Origin of the sequence: Pseudomonas sp. NPDC079367, assembly GCF_044542195.1 — a bacterium.
In the GTDB taxonomy this organism is placed as follows: Bacteria; Pseudomonadota; Gammaproteobacteria; order Pseudomonadales; family Pseudomonadaceae; genus Aquipseudomonas.
In genome coordinates this window covers 50,866-67,571 of the sequence record NZ_JBITTW010000010.1, presented here as the reverse complement: position 1 = coordinate 67,571, position 16,706 = coordinate 50,866, and the positions used below count along the sequence as shown (strand labels likewise).

15 protein-coding genes and 1 tRNA gene are annotated in these 16,706 nt (G+C 54.7%); 7 read left to right on the top strand and 9 right to left on the bottom strand.

All coding sequences use genetic code 11. The annotated features are described in order from the left end of the window. Positions 1–483: 483 nt before the first annotated feature. The 5 genes from ACIGDJ_RS11750 to ACIGDJ_RS11730 are packed head-to-tail and all read right to left on the bottom strand — an operon-like array spanning position 484 to position 3,396. On the bottom strand, positions 484–978 hold the full coding sequence (locus tag ACIGDJ_RS11750; RefSeq protein WP_038442581.1) for a hypothetical protein: 495 nt from the start codon (positions 976–978) through the stop codon (positions 484–486). After that, the gene (locus tag ACIGDJ_RS11745) at positions 978–1,313 is read right to left on the bottom strand and encodes a hypothetical protein (protein WP_038442579.1); all 336 of its coding nucleotides are present in this window, start codon (positions 1,311–1,313) and stop codon (positions 978–980) included. The genes ACIGDJ_RS11750 and ACIGDJ_RS11745 overlap by 1 nt, the downstream gene beginning before the upstream one ends. Before the next feature lie 36 nt (positions 1,314–1,349). Beyond that, positions 1,350–2,015 (bottom strand): hypothetical protein, encoded by a 666-nt coding sequence (locus tag ACIGDJ_RS11740; RefSeq protein WP_038442577.1) that lies wholly within the window; start codon positions 2,013–2,015, stop codon positions 1,350–1,352. Then, positions 2,008–2,844, bottom strand: a complete 837-nt coding sequence (locus ACIGDJ_RS11735) for a hypothetical protein (RefSeq protein ID WP_038442576.1) — start codon at positions 2,842–2,844, stop codon at positions 2,008–2,010. Before ACIGDJ_RS11735 ends, ACIGDJ_RS11740 begins: the two co-directional genes overlap by 8 nt. Positions 2,845–2,862: 18 nt before the next feature. Continuing rightward, positions 2,863–3,396 carry a hypothetical protein gene (locus tag ACIGDJ_RS11730; RefSeq protein WP_041023492.1) on the bottom strand — a complete coding sequence of 178 codons (534 nt, stop codon included), beginning with the start codon at positions 3,394–3,396 and terminating at the stop codon, positions 2,863–2,865. Positions 3,397–3,739: 343 nt separating this feature from the next. On the opposite strand from ACIGDJ_RS11730, the gene ACIGDJ_RS11725 reads away from it, so the two are divergent. Genes ACIGDJ_RS11725 through ACIGDJ_RS11710 form a run of 4 tightly spaced genes read left to right on the top strand, consistent with a single transcriptional unit; the run spans position 3,740 to position 9,702 of the window. Beyond that, a complete protein-coding gene (locus ACIGDJ_RS11725) occupies positions 3,740–4,174 on the top strand; it encodes a hypothetical protein (protein WP_038442574.1) in 435 nt (144 codons plus the stop codon). Next, positions 4,171–9,063 carry a MobF family relaxase gene (gene mobF, locus ACIGDJ_RS11720; RefSeq protein ID WP_038442573.1) on the top strand — a complete coding sequence of 1,631 codons (4,893 nt, stop codon included), beginning with the start codon at positions 4,171–4,173 and terminating at the stop codon, positions 9,061–9,063. Before ACIGDJ_RS11725 ends, mobF begins: the two co-directional genes overlap by 4 nt. After that, a complete protein-coding gene (locus ACIGDJ_RS11715) occupies positions 9,063–9,500 on the top strand; it encodes a hypothetical protein (RefSeq protein ID WP_038442571.1) in 438 nt (145 codons plus the stop codon). Before mobF ends, ACIGDJ_RS11715 begins: the two co-directional genes overlap by 1 nt. Beyond that, complete coding sequence (locus tag ACIGDJ_RS11710) at positions 9,493–9,702, top strand: hypothetical protein (RefSeq protein ID WP_038442570.1); 210 nt, start codon at positions 9,493–9,495, stop codon at positions 9,700–9,702. Before ACIGDJ_RS11715 ends, ACIGDJ_RS11710 begins: the two co-directional genes overlap by 8 nt. A gap of 671 nt (positions 9,703–10,373) precedes the next feature. Here ACIGDJ_RS11710 and ACIGDJ_RS11705 read toward each other — a convergent pair. Next, on the bottom strand, positions 10,374–11,807 hold the full coding sequence (locus tag ACIGDJ_RS11705) for a site-specific integrase (RefSeq protein ID WP_038442568.1): 1,434 nt from the start codon (positions 11,805–11,807) through the stop codon (positions 10,374–10,376). Between the two features lie 96 nt (positions 11,808–11,903). Between ACIGDJ_RS11705 and ACIGDJ_RS11700 the strand changes: the two genes are divergently transcribed. Together ACIGDJ_RS11700 and ACIGDJ_RS11695 are read left to right on the top strand one after the other, a co-directional pair. After that, positions 11,904–11,982: transfer RNA gene (locus ACIGDJ_RS11700), tRNA-OTHER, on the top strand. An 88-nt stretch (positions 11,983–12,070) separates the two neighbouring features. After that, entirely contained in the window at positions 12,071–12,436 is a 366-nt protein-coding gene (locus tag ACIGDJ_RS11695; RefSeq protein ID WP_144243166.1) for a hypothetical protein, read from the top strand. A gap of 161 nt (positions 12,437–12,597) precedes the next feature. On the opposite strand, the gene ACIGDJ_RS11690 is transcribed toward ACIGDJ_RS11695, so the two are convergent. The 3 genes from ACIGDJ_RS11690 to ACIGDJ_RS11680 all read right to left on the bottom strand — a co-directional run bounded on the left by ACIGDJ_RS11690 (position 12,598) and on the right by ACIGDJ_RS11680 (position 15,429). Then, positions 12,598–13,401, bottom strand: a complete 804-nt coding sequence (locus ACIGDJ_RS11690; RefSeq protein WP_038442566.1) for a 2OG-Fe(II) oxygenase — start codon at positions 13,399–13,401, stop codon at positions 12,598–12,600. A gap of 83 nt (positions 13,402–13,484) precedes the next feature. Then, complete coding sequence (locus ACIGDJ_RS11685) at positions 13,485–14,294, bottom strand: glycosyltransferase (RefSeq protein WP_038442565.1); 810 nt, start codon at positions 14,292–14,294, stop codon at positions 13,485–13,487. Between the two features lie 166 nt (positions 14,295–14,460). Then, complete coding sequence (locus tag ACIGDJ_RS11680) at positions 14,461–15,429, bottom strand: IS5 family transposase (protein WP_038442563.1); 969 nt, start codon at positions 15,427–15,429, stop codon at positions 14,461–14,463. Positions 15,430–15,553: 124 nt separating this feature from the next. Between ACIGDJ_RS11680 and ACIGDJ_RS11675 the strand changes: the two genes are divergently transcribed. Continuing rightward, complete coding sequence (locus ACIGDJ_RS11675; protein ID WP_038442562.1) at positions 15,554–16,657, top strand: IS5 family transposase; 1,104 nt, start codon at positions 15,554–15,556, stop codon at positions 16,655–16,657. The last annotated feature ends 49 nt before the right edge of the window (positions 16,658–16,706 follow it).

The window sequence follows — 16,706 nt, the reverse complement described above, 5'->3', positions numbered from 1 at the left end:
GCCACAGCGATGCAGAGACCGGCAGTGATCGACCCCCATTGCCAGGCGAGGCTGGAACCGTTGCGACCCAAGAGGTAGGCCGTTGCGGATACCAGGAAGAACGCACCGACGCTCAGCGCGAAATTCCGGGCGCGTAGGCGCTTCTGGAGTCGAGCGCCCGCATGGAATGCAGCGCGGCCATAGAAGGCGCGGCGCGTAAGAGACGCACGATCCGATGGGAGGGCCTCTATCACATCATCGTGGAGGATCTGATTGGCCGGCCAACCGCGAGTATCCGCGCTCAGTTGTGGGCCAAGCGCTATGCGAATGGCCTGGGTACGGCGCTCTCGCCAGGCGCGTTTTGCTGCTTCAGGATCTGTGACCCAAAGAAGCAGATTTTCCATGTAATTACGGAATTGCGTTACCATACAATTTCTTCCTTTCGTGGGTTTTTCCTGCCGCGAAACCGGCTCACCTGAGTTGCCGCTCAGGTGAGCCACCCTTTCACTGCGCTTGCTTAGTTGCGTTCGCCGCCGCAGCAATTTGAGCGCTCTCGATTACCAGCGCCCGCGACGCATCAGCAATTTTTGCTCGGGTGTCCGCATTGCGGACCCGTTGCTCAAAATGACGCAATTGCGGCATCCGGCCAGTTGTTTCTGTCTGAATCAGGTCCGATTTCATCGCGTCTAGAAAACTGTTCAGGCTCGGATAAAGCTTGAGGCTGCTGACGTCAGGTGGAGTGCCAGTTGCCAAGGCCAGACGAAGAGCGCGATTCTCAGTTTCGAGTAGTGCGATTCTGAAATCAGCGGCGATTAGCCCAACGTGCATTGCCGCTTGTCCAGACTGCTTCAGGTCATACACACCGAGCATGTCTTGGTCACGAGACTGAAACTGAGGCTCGCTCAATCCAGGCAGGCAATCTTCAAGAGGGCAAGCGCCCACCTGGCCAGTAAAAACTGCGACCAGTGCCGATGCTGCAATGAGGGTTCTGTTATCCATCACATTGATCTCCCGGCGTATTCGCTCTGTTTTTCCTGGTTGACCTGCTGATCAGTCAGCTTTTTTTGCTCCTCCTGGACCACCTCCTGGGCATCTTTGCGCTGCTCAGCGTGGGATGCTGGAGCGTCGTCCCGCTGCTGATGTTGCTTATGCAACTCCTCCATGCGAGGATCCTTGGCCAGTGTGTCCAGCTCATGAAGGTCGCGCCCCTCAAGGCGCTTGAACTCTTCGCGCTCCTCGCGTCGGGCACGGATAAACGCCTCCGCGTCACTGCCAAGCAAGCTCACCTTCTTTTTTCGGGCACGAAAATCCCCGTCATCGCTATGGTTGCTCATGCGATTTTCTCCGTCAGTAGTGGTTGCGCGTTAGCGCTATTGGTGGTGGTTTTGGGTAGATTGTTTGAGGTACAGCTCAGCCGCCGGCACAAGTGTGGTCAGAGATACAACGACACCGATAACCAGGCCGGCGCATAGGTCGAGCAATCGGGCCTTGCCGGCGCGATTGCTCGCGGCGGCAAAGTCGGCCGAGATCAAGCGAAGTGCGTTGTCCTTGTCCTGCTCGAAGTACTTCATTCGTTGGACCAGCACGGCGTTCTTTTCTCTCTCTGCTTCGAATTTGCCTTTCAGCTGATTCCGCTCGGCAAACAGATTTGCCGAGCTCTCACCTACATTGGCCATGGCAAGGTTGATCTTCATGCTCAACTCATCGATCGCGATCTGAGCCGCTTCGTCTTGCACATGGCGTTTGGCGTCAACGATCGAGTCAGCCAGTACCTGCGCGATCGACTCACGCAAGGCCGCCCTGAACTGCATGTCATCTGCCGACCGCAGCAGGCGGTCAGGCAAGGCCCCCAGTTGTTCGCTCAACAGGGAGGCGCTGGCAAGATGGCCAGCAACACCGTCCAGCCTATCGATGAGTTTCACAGACTCTTCCAGGATGCCTGGATAATCGCGATTGCCGCGCAGGAGAACGTGGAGTCGCGTCACTTCATCAACGAGCTCATCAATCGAGCGGATTGCGCCGCCGATGTCACTCATGGCGGCCACCCAACGAATAGAGCAGGTATGGCGCGATCAGCTGCTGTGAGGTAAACGATTTGCCGACCCCGCCCTTGGTCGAAACGACCATCATGCGCAGACGATCGCGTTGACCGAGGATCTGATCGAGGCGCTTGAACACCACATTGATCATTTCACGCACGGTTTTTGAGCCGGTCACGGCACGCATCAGGCGGGTATTAAGCTTGGCGCGGTCGAGGTCACCAGCCTGCTCGGCCTCGATGATGATGCTGCGCAGGCGATCAGCGATCGCTTCGCGCTCTTCGGAGATCTCCCACTGAGTCAGGCCGATGCGCCGACTACGGCCATAGCGTTCGATTCGAGGCATGACAAGGAGCTCGGTGCCGGTCTGCTCAGCCAAATCGAACACTTCGGCAAACGCTTCGCGCAGCGCGAGATCCGTGGTGTCCTGGGTGCGACTGGTGATGTCGTTGAGCAGGATGGCAATCGGGGTTTGCTTATCGAATTCGCGGATCAGCTTGATGGTTTTGAAGGCGTTATCAACATCCTGGCCTTCGTCGCGTACGGGAATCAGAGTCAGGTCGAAGTGCCGCAGTAACATCTGCTCACCGATGGCCGTGATGGTCTTGCTCGCTGTCTCATTGCCACCGATGTCCAAAACGAAGCTGTCCAGCCCGCTGCCGTAGATCAGGTGTTCAATCGACGCGCCAGGGTCACTACCAACTGGGAGTTGCAGCGGGCGGATTCGCGATGCAGTGAGCCACGACGAATCGAGGTTAAGGTCGTCCATTTCCACCAGGTGAGCAACTGCTGCTGCTTTTGCCATTTTCTCTTCCTTCTTGCTCATGGGTTTTCCCGTTGATTTCTAGAGAAACTTTCGAGGGGTTGCCGCCCGCTCTAAGTCAATATTTCCTGCAGTTGAACCGCTTTCTTCCTTAATGCTTGTTGTTTCTGCTGGTCGCTTATCGAAGGCTTCAGGGGTGTTTGTGCGGATGACTTCAGGGTGTAACTCACGCCCAAAATCAGGATCAGCTCCGGTCGTTCGTACGTTCGCCAGAAACTCTCGGTACTCGCGAGCCAGGAATTTCTGGATGAACTTGCGCAAGCTGTTGTAGCTAACAACGATTCCTGCCCTTTCCAGCATTTCCTGCTGTTGCGTGATCGGTGTTCCTAAGCGCGTTGCCTCGCGGAGGATTTCGATCCTCGGCAGCAAAGCTTTGGTGACGCTTCCCCTTACGTTCTTCTGGCCACTGCCAGATTCAGCGGCGGCCTTCATACGCTCCAGCTCGGCTTTCAATGCCGCCGTTTTGCGATCGGCCTCTTCCTGCTGCATCCGCATCCACTCCAGCTGGTCCTGCTCATCACGGGCGCGTTCGGCGTCTGTGCGTCGGTCAAACATGGCATTCACCTATGGTCGCTGCGTTTGTTTAAAACTGCTTGCTAACTCTACCAAAGGTTCGGCTTCTAGTTGGCGGTTTATTGCAAACAAGCTGCAAAGGTTGACCGCTTAGGGTTCATATTAGTTGCAAACTAGTGCTAGTCAAGCAAAACTTGCTTAAAGTGATGCGATATGCTTGTATATATACAGCTTTCGTTAACACATCTGCACCCTTCGGGTGCTTCGCGTCGGCCCGGAGCCCGCGCTGTGCGCGGCCTCCAAGCCGGAAAAGCAACAAAGCAAAAGCAAGGTACGCCGGCTAAAGCCGTCTACCTGAGAAGCGTTCTCAGAAGGGAAAAGGAAAATGGCGCGGAAGAAGGCCGGGGCGAAGACCTCGACCCAGTACCTGGATGAAGTTGCGGCAGTGCGTCTGGAACGCCTTTCGGCTCGCCTGGGCGTTGCTCAAGGCCGCGTGCTCGATGCCCTCATGTCCCTGCGCACAGACGAAGAAATCGCCGGCTTCATGGCTGCGCAGCGTTTCAGCGCCGAGCCTTCCCGACCTGTTCCCGTTCTCCTCGATGGTCCGGTTGTGGCTTCGATGGCAGGCGCAATCACCCAGTCCGTTTCTTCCCTTCTGGGCTCTGCTCTTCCTGATCTGCTGTTGCAGGTTCTCGCCAGCCAGGCTGAACGCCGGCCTGAACTGCTCGCCGGCACCGTCGAGCCGATGCTCAATCGGCTCGTGCCGATGGTTATGGATCGCCTCATTGCCGAGCAGACAGGCATGGAGATCGAGCGATGAGCCACTACGGGATGAGCAATCAGAAGACCACGGCCGGCAATTTTGCAGCCAAAGCCAGCTACTTCGAAAAGAAACTGAAGGAGCTTCAGGCCTTACGTGAGGAGCGCATTACTCTGGGCGCAGAGCGTGGCGTGACAGATGAAGTAATGGCTGCCGAACTGGCGAAAGTCGATGCCGAGATCGCAGCGATCGTCAGTCAGGTGGAAGGCGACCAGGGCACAGGGCGCGAGGACTACTACCACAAGTCCGGCAACGACACCTTGGCGTCGGGTATTGCCGGCCCGTTGGCCAACAAGCTGGACCTCGGTGAGCATCCCCAGGACGGTGATTACCTAGCTCTTTTCCGTGGCATCAATCCGCGCACTGGTGAGGCGTTCCTCGATGAGAAGCGCCAAAACGCCATCGACAAGGCTATTCAGGAAGCTGAATCAAAGAAGGCAAACCCGTCCTCGAAAAAGCAGCTCGACGCCGGTGATCTGGAGCGACTGGAGAAGGAGGGCAAAGAAAAATCGGCAACGGATCCTGTCCTTGGCTTCAGCTCGTGCGTGTCCATGCAGAAGTCCATCAGTATCTACTGGGCACAGACCGACGACCAAACCCGTCGCGTGATCCAGGAATGCATGATGGGAGCCGTCAACGATGCGATTGAGCGCGAGCACCTTACTGGTCGGATTCGCGGACGTGAAGGCGCTCAGGGCGCAGAGTCTGTAACCGGCGAATGCGTCACCCTGACATATGCTCATTGCACAGCACGTCGCGCCCCTGGTCAGGACTTCCCTGATCCCCAGTTGCATGTACATCTAGAGCGGCCGAACTTCGTTCGCACCGTCGACGGCAAGTTCCTAACCCTCGATGCGGGATGGCTATACAAGACCCAGAAGGAGTTCGGGGCCGTCTTTGACGTGGCCTTTTTTCAGCGTCTCCAGGCACAACTACCCGAGTTGGCATCGGCGATGGTCGTTGATTGGAGCGGTCACGGCCTGCGCATCAATGAATCTTCAGTGTCGAAGGAACTTGTTGCCGAATTTTCTAAGCGCAGCGAGCAAATCCAGGCCGAGAAGAAGACTATGGCCACCTCTGGCCAAGCTGCAGCTCAGGCGATCGCTGTCCGAAGCCGCGATGCGAAGGACATTGAGCTAGGTGACAGCTTGGATGCCCATTGGCGCGAAGCGATTCCTACAATCAAGCTGAGAGCATCTACAGCTAAAGAGCTCCAGGCTCCGAGTCTCGCTGAACTGCAGCGCATGGTGTTTCGTGGATCCACCGTGATCGATGAGTTCGCGATCGATTCTGCAGCTGCGCACCTGACTATTGGCAAAGGTGGACTCGATGAAATCGAAGCAACCAAGTCGGAGATTTTCAAACAACTCGGACTCATCGAAATCCCCCAGCAGCCCGACGAACACGGCCGGATGCCGTCGAAGCGGTACACGACGAAAGAGCTAATCACCCTCGAAGCTGACTGCCTAAAAGCCGTTCATGCCGGCCTTGATGATCCGAGTTGGAACGTCGACCGGACCCTCGTAGACCTGGTGATCGATGGCTACGAGAAAGAAAAACAGTCGACCCAGAAACCGGGTGAAAAGCCCTTCAGGCTTAGTCTGGAGCAACGCCAAGCTGCCTACGATCTGACTGGGCCAGGCCAGTACACATACCTCAAGGGGGCCGCTGGCGTGGGCAAGTCGGCCACCATGGCGCCGACTTTCCGCGTATATGCCGAGGCGTTCAAGGCGCAGGGGCGCCGCGTCATTGGCGTTGCGCCTGCAAACAAGCAGGCGACGGAGTTGGCGAAGTCGACCGGCATCCAGGCTCAGACTGTCCATTCGTTGCTCATTAAGCACCAGGAGGCCTTGGCCGCTCAGCAGGCCGGCGAGCGCGTCAAAAAGCAGGACCTCATTGGACGTGGTGATATCGTCGTGTGTGATGAGGCCGGCATGCTGGACACATATCAGATGCATAACCTAGTAGTGGCTTGCCACCAGGCCGGTGCCCGCCTGATCTGCGTGGGTGACAGAAACCAGCATGACGCCGTAGAAACCGCCGCACTGTTCGGCCTCCTGCATGACGCTGTTGGCGACCGCTGCGCGAAGATCGAAACGATCGCCCGTCAGGTAGACCAGTTCAAACCGACTGCCCAGGCCCTGTATGAAGGCAAGGTGAGCGATGCAATTCGGCATATGCAGCGCGACGACCAGCTCAGGGTTTTCGCGGACGGTGTGAACGAGGCTGACGAGCTGGTTGGCGATGTTTTCGGTGACATGAAAGCCGGCCTAACAGGAAAAGATGGCGTCGTTCGAGAGTTGGACTGGTCCCAGATCCTCGTTCTCGCCGACACTAACGAACAGGTTCGAGCGCTCAACAACAAAATCCGCGATGCCCGATTCGCTCGCAGTGAATTGAGCGTAGGGGGCAGCGTTAGCATCGAAACCGAAGTGCTGCCGGGCGAGCGTTGCACGATCCAGGTCGCGATTGGCGATCGACTATTGTTACGCAAAACGGCCAAGGATGCCCAAAAAGAGCCCATCTATAACGGGGATCTCGGCACCGTATTGGGTATCGAGCGAATCGCCCGCGAAGTCGACGGCGAGCCGATCGAGGAGATTCTGTTCACGATCGCCCGGGACGATGGGAAGTCAGTCAAGATCAACTCCAGCGAGTACGAGTCGCTGCAGTACGGCTACGCCATGACCGGACACAAGGCACAGGGTATGACTGTCATGCAGTCCTACTACCTGCCGTCCTCCTACGCCTCTCTACAGGCTTGGTATGTCGCCTATACCCGCGGAATCCACGGTTGCAAAACGTACCTGAGTGAAGCGAACTGGCTCCCATTCAAGAAGTCGGCGTCGCAATTCATCTACAAAGAAAACGCCCTCGATCTCATGCCTCAAGTGCGCGAAGCAATTCGCGCATCCGTGCACACCGGCCAGCCGTTCAAGCTAGCCCCTCAACAACTGTCTGTCCTCGATCGCCTCCAGGGTGTTTCACCACTCTTCCAGTTCCCCGGCCAAGCGAAGGAACAACCTCAAGAAAAGCCCCGTCAGTCCGTCACGGTCCTGCCGCCCGCTCAAACCGAGATCGACCACGCCAAGGCCTTCGGCGCTGCCGTGGTCGACCTTCGCGCCAACGAACAGACCTGGCCGCTCGACGCCCGCCGCGTTGCTGTTGTAGCTGCAGAAAACCCCGCTCTAGGTATTGAAGTTGAACCCTGGACAAACCCCGGCTCATCCGTGCCCCTAGAGCAACGCCGCGACCTTTGCGAAACGCTCCAGGGAATGAAGCCCGCCTTATTCACCACGAAGCTGAAACTGATCAAGCCTGAGCCTCAGGAGGCCCGCTATGTTCGAATTGATCCTGCCCGACCTGCCACCCTTGCCGGCCTCGGCCGGTACCCCCGCGTTGATGGACGACCTGTCGCCGCCGTCGATGGAGTTTCCCGACCCGAGTCCCGAGCCGGCGCCGCAGGCCAGCGAGTCGCCGGCAGCCTCGGCCAATTTGACCGCGCCGCCGGCGCCGGTAACGCCGCAAACGAAGAAGCCTTCTCCCGTCCGCTCGGCAACATTAAACGCCCTGCAGGGCGAGTTTCCTCAGACGGTCTGCGTACGTTGTCCACATGCGATCTGGCAGCAGGTTCCGGAAGGGGACGTGAGGGTCTATTGCCCGATAACACACTCGCTGATCGACAGCCTCTTGGTCGAGTGCGACGGCAGGTTCCTGGTTCTGCTGTAGCACGCTCGATGAAATACGACAAAGCATCAGACGCCCGCGAAGTGGCCGCGATGAAACGCGACGTTGACCTGACCGACTACGCTGTTCACCTTGGCATGGAGTACGACAAGAAGGCCTCGTACAAAGGACATGCTGTTTTCCGCCACGGCTCAGGGAAATACGACATTTACCAGGCCGCTGATGACAATTGGGTCTGGCATGACCGCCATTCGGGCAAGAGCGGTGACATCTTCAAGCTCTATCAGGAAGCCAGTGGCGGCACCTTCATCCAGGCCAAGGACGATGTTCGTGCGTTTCAGGGGGGCGTTCTGCCTTCGCTGGGTAAATCAGCGGAAGAGCAGGCCCGTATTGATCGGGCACGCGAAGAGTCGCGACAGAGGAAGGAACGCGAGCGCCTAGAGACAATCGCAACCAGCACGGAAAACCACTACCGCACTTTCGGATTCATGTCTCGCCGTGATAGCTATCTGAGCCAAGAGCGAGGTATCTCGTCCGAAGTGTTGGCCGAAACGCGCTGGCGTACGAGCCGGCATGGCTCCGCCGTGTTTCCTCACATTGATGCTAATGCCAAGTTCTGCGGGTATGAGTACCGCGGCGCTCAGGTTATCAATGGCGAACGACGTGAGTTCAAGGGTTTTACGACAGAAACTGAAAAAGGTGTCTACCTCGCTAACCCGAAATGCGCGAACCCCACCGAAATCCGCTTCAGCGAGGGCGGTGTCGACACCCTGAGCACCTACCAGTTGGCTAGCCCAGAAGAGCGGCAGCGGATCCTGTTCATCGGCACTACTGGCGAACCTGGTCCAAACACTGAGGGGGCAATCATCGCCCTGGCCGAGCGCTATAAAATCCAGCGCTTTTCGCTTGCTTATGATCGCGACCAAGGCGGCGATAGCCTTACGGTGAAGCGTCATGCTCGACTCGTCAGCCAGTTCGCTGGTGCGCAGATCGAGGATGTTCGCGAGCGTGTTGGTCTGCAACTTGGCGAAGATCCCAACGAAGCCCTGAAGCGTATTGAAGCGATGAGCGCCCAGCGAGAAGTGCAGAATTCTGAAACCGTTGCTCTGGCAGAACCGACAACAAGGCCGGTTGCCCAGCCAGAAACCCAACCTTCGTATGACGAAGATGAAGCAACTTATAGCTACAGGAGATCGATCTAATGTCTCGGGACCATGAAAAATTCCTTTGTCAGATCCAAGCTCTTGGTAAGCAGATGCGTGCTTTAGAAATCTCCAATCTGGCGACCCAGCTTGAACAGCTTCGCGCTTCGTTTTCTAACGAAAGCGCTGGTCCTTTCGTACTCATGTTAACTATCGCTCAGCAGGTGTTGCCGATCAAAGAGGCGTATGTCGTTCCCCATTCGCTATCTGATGAGAAATGCTGGGAAGGAAATGGTGGTTGGCACCTTGTGCTATTTTCGGAAAACGCCCCTGATGAGCTCGGCATACTCAATCTTCGTAATCGCCTTTTCGACGACGGCCCTCGCCCGGTAGCCAATCGAGTCGAAGTATTCAGCTACATCAAACATGCTGAGCACCTAGGACAGGCGATGGCCATCGGCATCCAGATCCCTCTTTTGGAGTTACATCATGACTAAACGCTTGAGCTTCAGCCTAGACCTGAACGAAAATGACCTTGATGCGCTGCAGACCGTGCTGGCAAACCCGAGGGCCGTCGCGACGGCTGTTGCACCGAATGATCCGTGGGAGCATGCGCGGATTGTTGATGTGTTGGTGGAAATGGCTGGGACTGTTGCCGTTGCGCTGAAGCCAACAATGGATTGCGAATCGCCAGGTTAAATCACTCCACGCCCTCATGGCTGGGCTACGTCGCGGAAACGTAATTGGGGTGACGGACCTATGCACCGTGCATAGCTCGCCATTTGTGCGGTTTGCAGCAGTCAAAGCGGGTTTCAAGCAGTAGCAGATAGCAAACGCACACTCCACATAGCCTAGGCGTCGATCCAGACAAGCCAGCCTTCGGGTGTGTTCCCTTCTTAGATTCTGATCTGCATCACTAGATTCCCTTTGGGCGGATGTTTAGTCCTCTACGATCTTAGACAGAAAAGCTAATACCCTTTCGAGGTCCGAGGATGGAGTTGAAGCGACATAGAGGATTGGTGAATCGGGTTCATCTGATGGCTTTTCTCAGCGAGTCAATTCCCAGTCTGATGGACTCGGCGTTCACGTCGAGGGTAGCTATGGCTCCAAGAGCTGTACTTGATACGCCCGTGGAACCTCTCTGGTCTATCCAAATCGCTATCGACTCGATGGCGTCGGCAAGCGCGAGCTGGTTTTCGTGATTTTTTCGAGAATGTGCCGGTTAGGACGACATGGCTACATTTCCTCAGAGCGGAGGGAAAGATTTGCAGGGCCACGTCGAGTGTGTCGGAGCATCGCGGCAACCTAGACCGTATAGACGAGTTACGCTGTTCAAGCTCATTGGCGGCCTGTGGATAAATGAACGAGAATTATGGCGCCTTCTTATCGGAGTGCTCATGACGCCGATTCCGACTGAGTAAAACAACCTTGCCTTGCTCCCACTCTTTCTCCGCGTACAAGCAGTCTAGGTACCTACCCCATAACTCCAGTGCAGCCTTTTTCTCTGGCAGGTAGCTGTATCGGTCGTAGTGAACCGATTGCACATCGCTGCGTCCGTGAGACAAAAGCCAGCTGCGGATTTCTTTCGTAATCCCGAGTGAGGCCATCAGCGTTTCAGTGCTGACCCGAACATTCGCGTAACTGAAGTACTGAGTCTTGCCTGCGCTACTCAAAGTTTTCCCGGCATTACTGAAGCGTTTACCGGCAGTGTCAGGGCGGATGCAGCGCCGGCCAATACAGAACGGACCTGGTCCGATCTTGCTTTCAAACAAAGGCTTTAGGATTTCTTTAACCCGTTCGGTGATAGGTAGCAGATGATCCCATGCTTGAGCCTTTTGTCCTTTACCGTCGGTAAGATGCAGAAGGTCATCGGACGTATCTTCCCAAGTTACGCGGAGCAACTGCTCCATACGTTGGCCACCCATATAGATTAGGCCTTTGCAGATCGCCATTTCCCGCGCAGGCAATGTATCCAGGTAGCGCAAAAGCTCACCTAGCTCCTCTGGACTCAAGGATTCCGTCTGGCCGCCGCGGGTGTTAGCTAGGGTAGGGACCTTGGTAGCCGGATTGACGCCAATATCGAAAATTTTCGAATCGCTTACATCCCGATCCAAGGAAAGGTGTGCCTTGCTGCCATAGCTGAATGCAGCCTTTAGGTATCGGTGGACACTGGCAGCTGTTGATCGCATGTCAGTGTTGGCAGTTTGCGCTTTGTTCCCGATACCACGCCCTTTGGGCTTGCGGGCGAGTAGCGCACACATTACTAAATGAATGTCTTCGCCGGTGATGGACTTTGCTGGATGCGCCATCAGATCTGGGTGGTGCTGGATCACGTGTGTCTGAAATAGGCGCTCAACTTCTTTTGCCTTGACCTTTCCGCGAGCGGTCAGATCTTTGACGTATGCATTTAGTAGTTCTTCAAAGCTACCTTGCCGCGTAGCAAGCTGCTGCGCGAGCACTACGGCCTGTCGTTGTGTTTTCTCTGCGGCGGCTCTGGCCGCCAAGTACACCTTAACGTCGCCGTGCTCGGAAGCAATCAATGCCATTTCTGCCGCTTTGTCGCGGAGCTCGGACAGCGCCAGCCCGGGCGCTCTGGCGCTCAAGCGATATTGGCCCAGGGAGATCATCGTGTCCTTTGCGTTGAGCCGGTAGCGGAAGTAGGCGCTGATCGCACCACTTTGGCTGCGCTTGAACAAAAGACTACCCCGGGAACGGCCAGGCAAGCTTTCCGTCAACTTAGATGCAGGCGGCATGCCCTTGAGCTTTTGATCGTTCACGCTTTTGTCAGCAGTATTGGTGGCCAATTCCAGTCCCCACTTCTCATGATGCAGAACGCTACAAGGAGAAACCTCAAGACACAAGTAAAATAGATAGGTCCTTTAAAAGCAGCGGTTTGCGGTGTTTCAGGAAGTGAGCAGGATCAAGCTGACTCACCTCCTAAGGGGACGGTTGGCAGTTCGAACCTGCCCTGGGACACCAATATAATCAGGTGGTTAGCGCGATTGCGCGCTGACTAAAACTTCGATTTCAAAACGTCATATGATCGCACCGCATTTCTCGATTTTACATGTTTAAGTTCAAAGGGCAGGGCATTGAGATCATAGCGTTAGCCGATCACAATTCGGGTGACTGGATTGATGATGTGGTTGCAGCAGGAGCAAAGCACGGCAACCGGATGGTCTTTGAAAATGAACCCTTCCTTCGCAGATACCCCGATAATTACGGATATCCAAGATCGCTACTCCCATCACATTTCCTTTGGGCGCAACAGGCGACTAGTGAAAAAATCCCTTTCAGACGCCACGCCTTTACCGACCTCTGGGATTGTCAATATTCGAAAGTTTTTGCGCACCTCGGCCTTTCCGTGCGTTTGTGCGTCTCACCTGGCATCCAATTGCATCGCCACTCTCCAGTCGCTTGCATTCGACTTTAAGAATCATTTGCCGTCACGCTAATCAGCGGTTTGCTGTTGGTGGATGTCGGCGGCGCCCTCAGGGTGAGTCGTTAGCCAAGCACTGACGGACTGCAATCTACTGTGGAGTCAACCGGTCGATGCAACAGATTGGCTAAATTGCTCTATGGGCGTTTCGTAGTTTATTTTTTCTTCCTGATTAATTTATTCACGTAATACTTGAGGCTTAATCGATCTTTGGGTCTTGGCTTGTAGTGGGTTTTGTTTCTTTGTGCGGGATCGATCGCCATGGTTCCTGCAGTGTAGTAATAAAGCGCTATAGACCTGCGCGTGATGTGCTCTGGAGTTGTTAAAGGCTCTGGATGCCCATGATTGCTGTCTTTATCTGTATTGAAAATGACACATCGATTGTAAATGGGCAGGACTTTTTTAAGGCAGGACTTCATGTCGACATCCCAAAGTTCAAGGTTGCCGCCGTACTCCTCTCGCCAGTCTTCATTTAGATAAATTATGATGTTTAATCTGCGCTCAATATTAAGCTTTTTGTTGAGTCTGAAGTCCGAGTGTACCCCCAGGAAACCACCACTTTTCGTTTCATGCAGGCCGCCACCAGTAAAGTAGGGGTCGGGTATCAAGCCTTCAATACCTGTGAGCTTTTCGAGAAACTGCAACATGGGGGCCGAGTTAAAGGCGTTGAAAATAGTCTTCAAGTAGGGGGCGCATTCATTGGGACTGATTTGACGTTTTCGTTGACCTTTATAGCCGCGCTCGTAGAGCATTTCGTTGTTGGTTGGCTCGATTGGGAAGTACGAGCAGATACTCGCAATCAGCTCTTCATCTAAGAAATTATCGATGACGATGTGCGGAAATGGCGTAGCCTGAATATAGCGACTGGCCAATGAGTAACCCAAGGCGCTGGCGGCGTTCTGGTCGAAATCAAGCTCCGGGGAGGGGGTCATAGGTAGTGCTTGAGTGATGGGTGCCATTACCGCTCCAATAACTTGATATATAGACTTGTGGCTGACTTCAAGCAGATTCCAGTGCACTGCTCGTTGTGTCTCTTCGTAGCTTAACTTTTGCTGTCTTCTTTTTTCAGGCGCTTAAGGATATCGTTGTACATTCTGGTTCGTCTATGAGTCTTTTCATAGCCGCCAGCCGCTGCGACAGTGCCGGACTGGATGTGATCCAGATAACTGAAGATTTTACGCGGTGATAACATTTCAACGACATAGCCAAGCTCGGTCATGCGGTCTTGGAGGGTGTAGCCTGGCACGCGATCATCCATCGAAAAATGCATGTTGTGCTGTTTGATAAGTTTGCAGTTCCACAATGTACAGAAACTCTTCAAATACACTTCTCTGTATGGTTTTGGTTCTCTGGAGCGTAATCCAATAGAGGTTTTCAGGCGTCTGAAATGGTGTTTGACTAATCGTGAGCTAAAGCGCCAAAGAGTTCTCGTGGTTCCGCGATTTATTTGCTCTACACAGCCGACAGCTACAATTTTTTGATTTTTAATGCATTTATTTAGCATCATCGGGAAAACGTTTTTATCGAAAACAAATGTGTCAGTGTGCATGAGGAATAAATAATCAGTTTCAACTCGTTCCAAAACCAGGTCAAGTGCTTTACCGTGCGCGATATGTCCTGGCTCAGGTTCAGAGACGGAACGTTCTATTAAATTAATCCAATCAAGTGTTCGCAAGTATTCTGTGCTTTCATCGGCGGAATAGTTGTCGACGACCCATATTGGTACGCTGTGGTTGCCTACATGTTGGTGCAATAAGTCTAAACATATCTTGGTGATTTCTGGTGTCTTGTAATTTACAATGACTATGCTAAAAGCTTTAGATATTTCAGCTGGAAAACTAGTGCTGTTCATCGTCTAGGTACTCAATGATATTGTATTTAGGGAAGCTCCGATCAACTTGCCGCAACCGTGCGGCAAGTTGAAAATCCCGCTGAATTTGGCGCTATTGACCGCGAAATATCCCGTACGCGCCGCCTTGGCGAGCTTGTCAGCCCATTTCTCCGTGTTACGCGCGTAATTAGCCCATACCCATCAGCTTTTTTCGAGCCATCCATAAATTGGACAAGGCAAACAGCGTGGTCAATTGAGCGGTGTTTTTCATCAGGCCGCGAAAGCGCACTTTCACATAACCGAACTGACGTTTGATCACCCGAAATGGGTGTTCGACCTTGGCCCGTGTCTGGGCTTTGAGGTACTCGATTTTGCGCTTGGCTTTGTACAGCACGCTGCGCTTGCTCAGCTTGGAATAGGTGCTGCGTCGCGCGGCGATTTGCCAAACCACTTCACGGTTTTCATGCTCTTCGCGCTTCTCGACACCGGTGTAACCAGCATCGGCGTAGACCGCGTTTTCCTCGCCGTGCAGCAGTTCGGCAACCTGAGTGACATCGGCTACATTCGCCGCGGTGCCGTGAACGTGGTGAACCAGCCCCGACTCAACGTCGGCACCAATATGGGCCTTCATTCCGAAGAAATATTGATTGCCTTTCTTCGTCTGATGCATCTCTGGATCGCGTTTACCGTCCTCGTTTTTAGTCGAACTGGGCGCGTGGATAATCGTCGCATCGACGATGGTGCCCTGGCGCAGCGAGAGGCCTTTCTCCTGCAAATAACCGTTGATGACCGCCAGGATCGCCGGCGCCAACTTATGTTTCTCCAGCAGGTGCCGGAAGTTCATGATCGTGGTGTCTTCAGGGATCGGCGCGCTCAGGGTCAAGTGCGCAAACTGGCGCATGGGCGTGATTTCATACAGCGCTTCTTCCATGGCAGGATCGCTCAGCGAGAACCAGTTTTGCAGCAAGTGAATGCGCAGCATGGTTTCCAGCGGATACGGTTTGCGGCCACCGCCAGCCTTCGGATAATACGGCTCGATCAACGCCAGTAAACCGCTCCAGGGCACGACCTGATCCATCTCGGCGAGGAACCGTTCGCGGCGTGTTTGCTTGCGCTTGCCCGCGTATTCGAAATCGGAAAAGCTCATCTGGCTCATGAAGCACTCGGGTCAGGTGGTGAGGCTGTATTTCAGCATACTTGGAGACTTGTTCGGAGTTTCCTTAGAGGGTGTAGACAAAATAAAGTAAACTTCTTGCCTCCTTTCTATGCAGCATTGAGCCATGCCTAAAACTGGACGCCCACCGGTAATCGCTGCGCACCATTATCCTCTGCTGGCCAGGCTCGCTCATACGCAGCCTTATTCCAGTCAAGCCGAACTGGCGCAAGCATTCCATGCAGAAACGGGCATCACCGCGCATCCCGACACCTTTGCAAAAGCGCTGAGACTGGCCGGGATCGTTCGAGTAAAGGAACGTGCCAAAGGTAGCTTCCAGCCTCCCGAGCCTCGTAAGTCTTATGGCTATACCGAGGCACACCGGCGTCAGTTGCCGGAGCAACGCTACCCCAGTTGCCTGACTGATGCAGAATGGACGTTGGTCGCTGATTTATTTGAAGTCTCGGGAGGTCGAGGCGTACCGCCTCGCTACTCCCGGCGCACTCTTTTGGAAGCCTGCTGTTATGTCGTGCGCACAGGGTGCTCCTGGCGAATGCTGCCTCGCGAGTTTCCCCATTGGGACAATGTCTATAAAACCTTTCGGCGCTGGAGCGCTCAGGGCAAGTTTGAGCAAATGCACGACCGGCTCCGTGCCCAATGGCGAGAGCGGGTGGATCGTGATGAGCGGCCGTCAGCCGCTGTTCTGGATTCCCAATCAACGCGCAGCTCTCCCCAAGGCGGTGAAAGCGGTTACGACGCAGGCAAAAAGGTAAAAGGACGTAAGCGAAGCCTTATCGTAGATACCTTGGGCCTTCTTTTGGCCGTGAGCATCAGCGCAGCCAGTGTGCAGGATCGAGATGCGGCAGACGACGCCGTGACCTCCTCGATGGACAAGTACCCGTCATTAAATACCCTGTTCGTCGACAGTGCCTACGCTGGAAAGTGGGCCCAGCGTATGCAGCACACTCATTCGCTCGAGATCCAGGTCATACGAGGAGCGAACAATCGCCGCACCGGGAAATGGCATTCAGAGCAAGGCGATTTGTTCACGGCAGCGCCGGTTGCGAGCGGCTTTGTGGTCATGCCCAAGCGCTGGGTGGTGGAACGGACTCATGCCTGGAATGAGCGAGCCAGGCGGCTGATCATGCACCACGATCGGTTACTGGATGTGAGTGAGGCTTGGGTATGGCTGGCTGAGGCTCGCATGCTCGCTCGTCGACTTACTACTTGATTTTGTCTACACCCTCTTAGATGTAGAGACAATTGAGCCTGTAACTGGT

Coding starts and splice junctions, on each gene's coding strand:
- ACIGDJ_RS11710 (WP_038442570.1), top strand. CDS start 9,493: ATGACTAAACGCTTGAGCTTCAGCCTAGACCTGAACGAAAATGACCTT.
- ACIGDJ_RS11730 (WP_041023492.1), bottom strand. CDS start 3,396: ATGTTTGACCGACGCACAGACGCCGAACGCGCCCGTGATGAGCAGGAC.
- ACIGDJ_RS11680 (WP_038442563.1), bottom strand. CDS start 15,429: ATGAGCCAGATGAGCTTTTCCGATTTCGAATACGCGGGCAAGCGCAAG.
- mobF (WP_038442573.1), top strand. CDS start 4,171: ATGAGCCACTACGGGATGAGCAATCAGAAGACCACGGCCGGCAATTTT.
- ACIGDJ_RS11735 (WP_038442576.1), bottom strand. CDS start 2,844: ATGAGCAAGAAGGAAGAGAAAATGGCAAAAGCAGCAGCAGTTGCTCAC.
- ACIGDJ_RS11740 (WP_038442577.1), bottom strand. CDS start 2,015: ATGAGTGACATCGGCGGCGCAATCCGCTCGATTGATGAGCTCGTTGAT.
- ACIGDJ_RS11750 (WP_038442581.1), bottom strand. CDS start 978: ATGGATAACAGAACCCTCATTGCAGCATCGGCACTGGTCGCAGTTTTT.
- ACIGDJ_RS11675 (WP_038442562.1), top strand. CDS start 15,554: ATGCCTAAAACTGGACGCCCACCGGTAATCGCTGCGCACCATTATCCT.
- ACIGDJ_RS11715 (WP_038442571.1), top strand. CDS start 9,063: ATGTCTCGGGACCATGAAAAATTCCTTTGTCAGATCCAAGCTCTTGGT.
- ACIGDJ_RS11745 (WP_038442579.1), bottom strand. CDS start 1,313: ATGAGCAACCATAGCGATGACGGGGATTTTCGTGCCCGAAAAAAGAAG.
- ACIGDJ_RS11685 (WP_038442565.1), bottom strand. CDS start 14,294: ATGAACAGCACTAGTTTTCCAGCTGAAATATCTAAAGCTTTTAGCATA.
- ACIGDJ_RS11695 (WP_144243166.1), top strand. CDS start 12,071: ATGTTTAAGTTCAAAGGGCAGGGCATTGAGATCATAGCGTTAGCCGAT.
- ACIGDJ_RS11690 (WP_038442566.1), bottom strand. CDS start 13,401: ATGGCACCCATCACTCAAGCACTACCTATGACCCCCTCCCCGGAGCTT.
- ACIGDJ_RS11725 (WP_038442574.1), top strand. CDS start 3,740: ATGGCGCGGAAGAAGGCCGGGGCGAAGACCTCGACCCAGTACCTGGAT.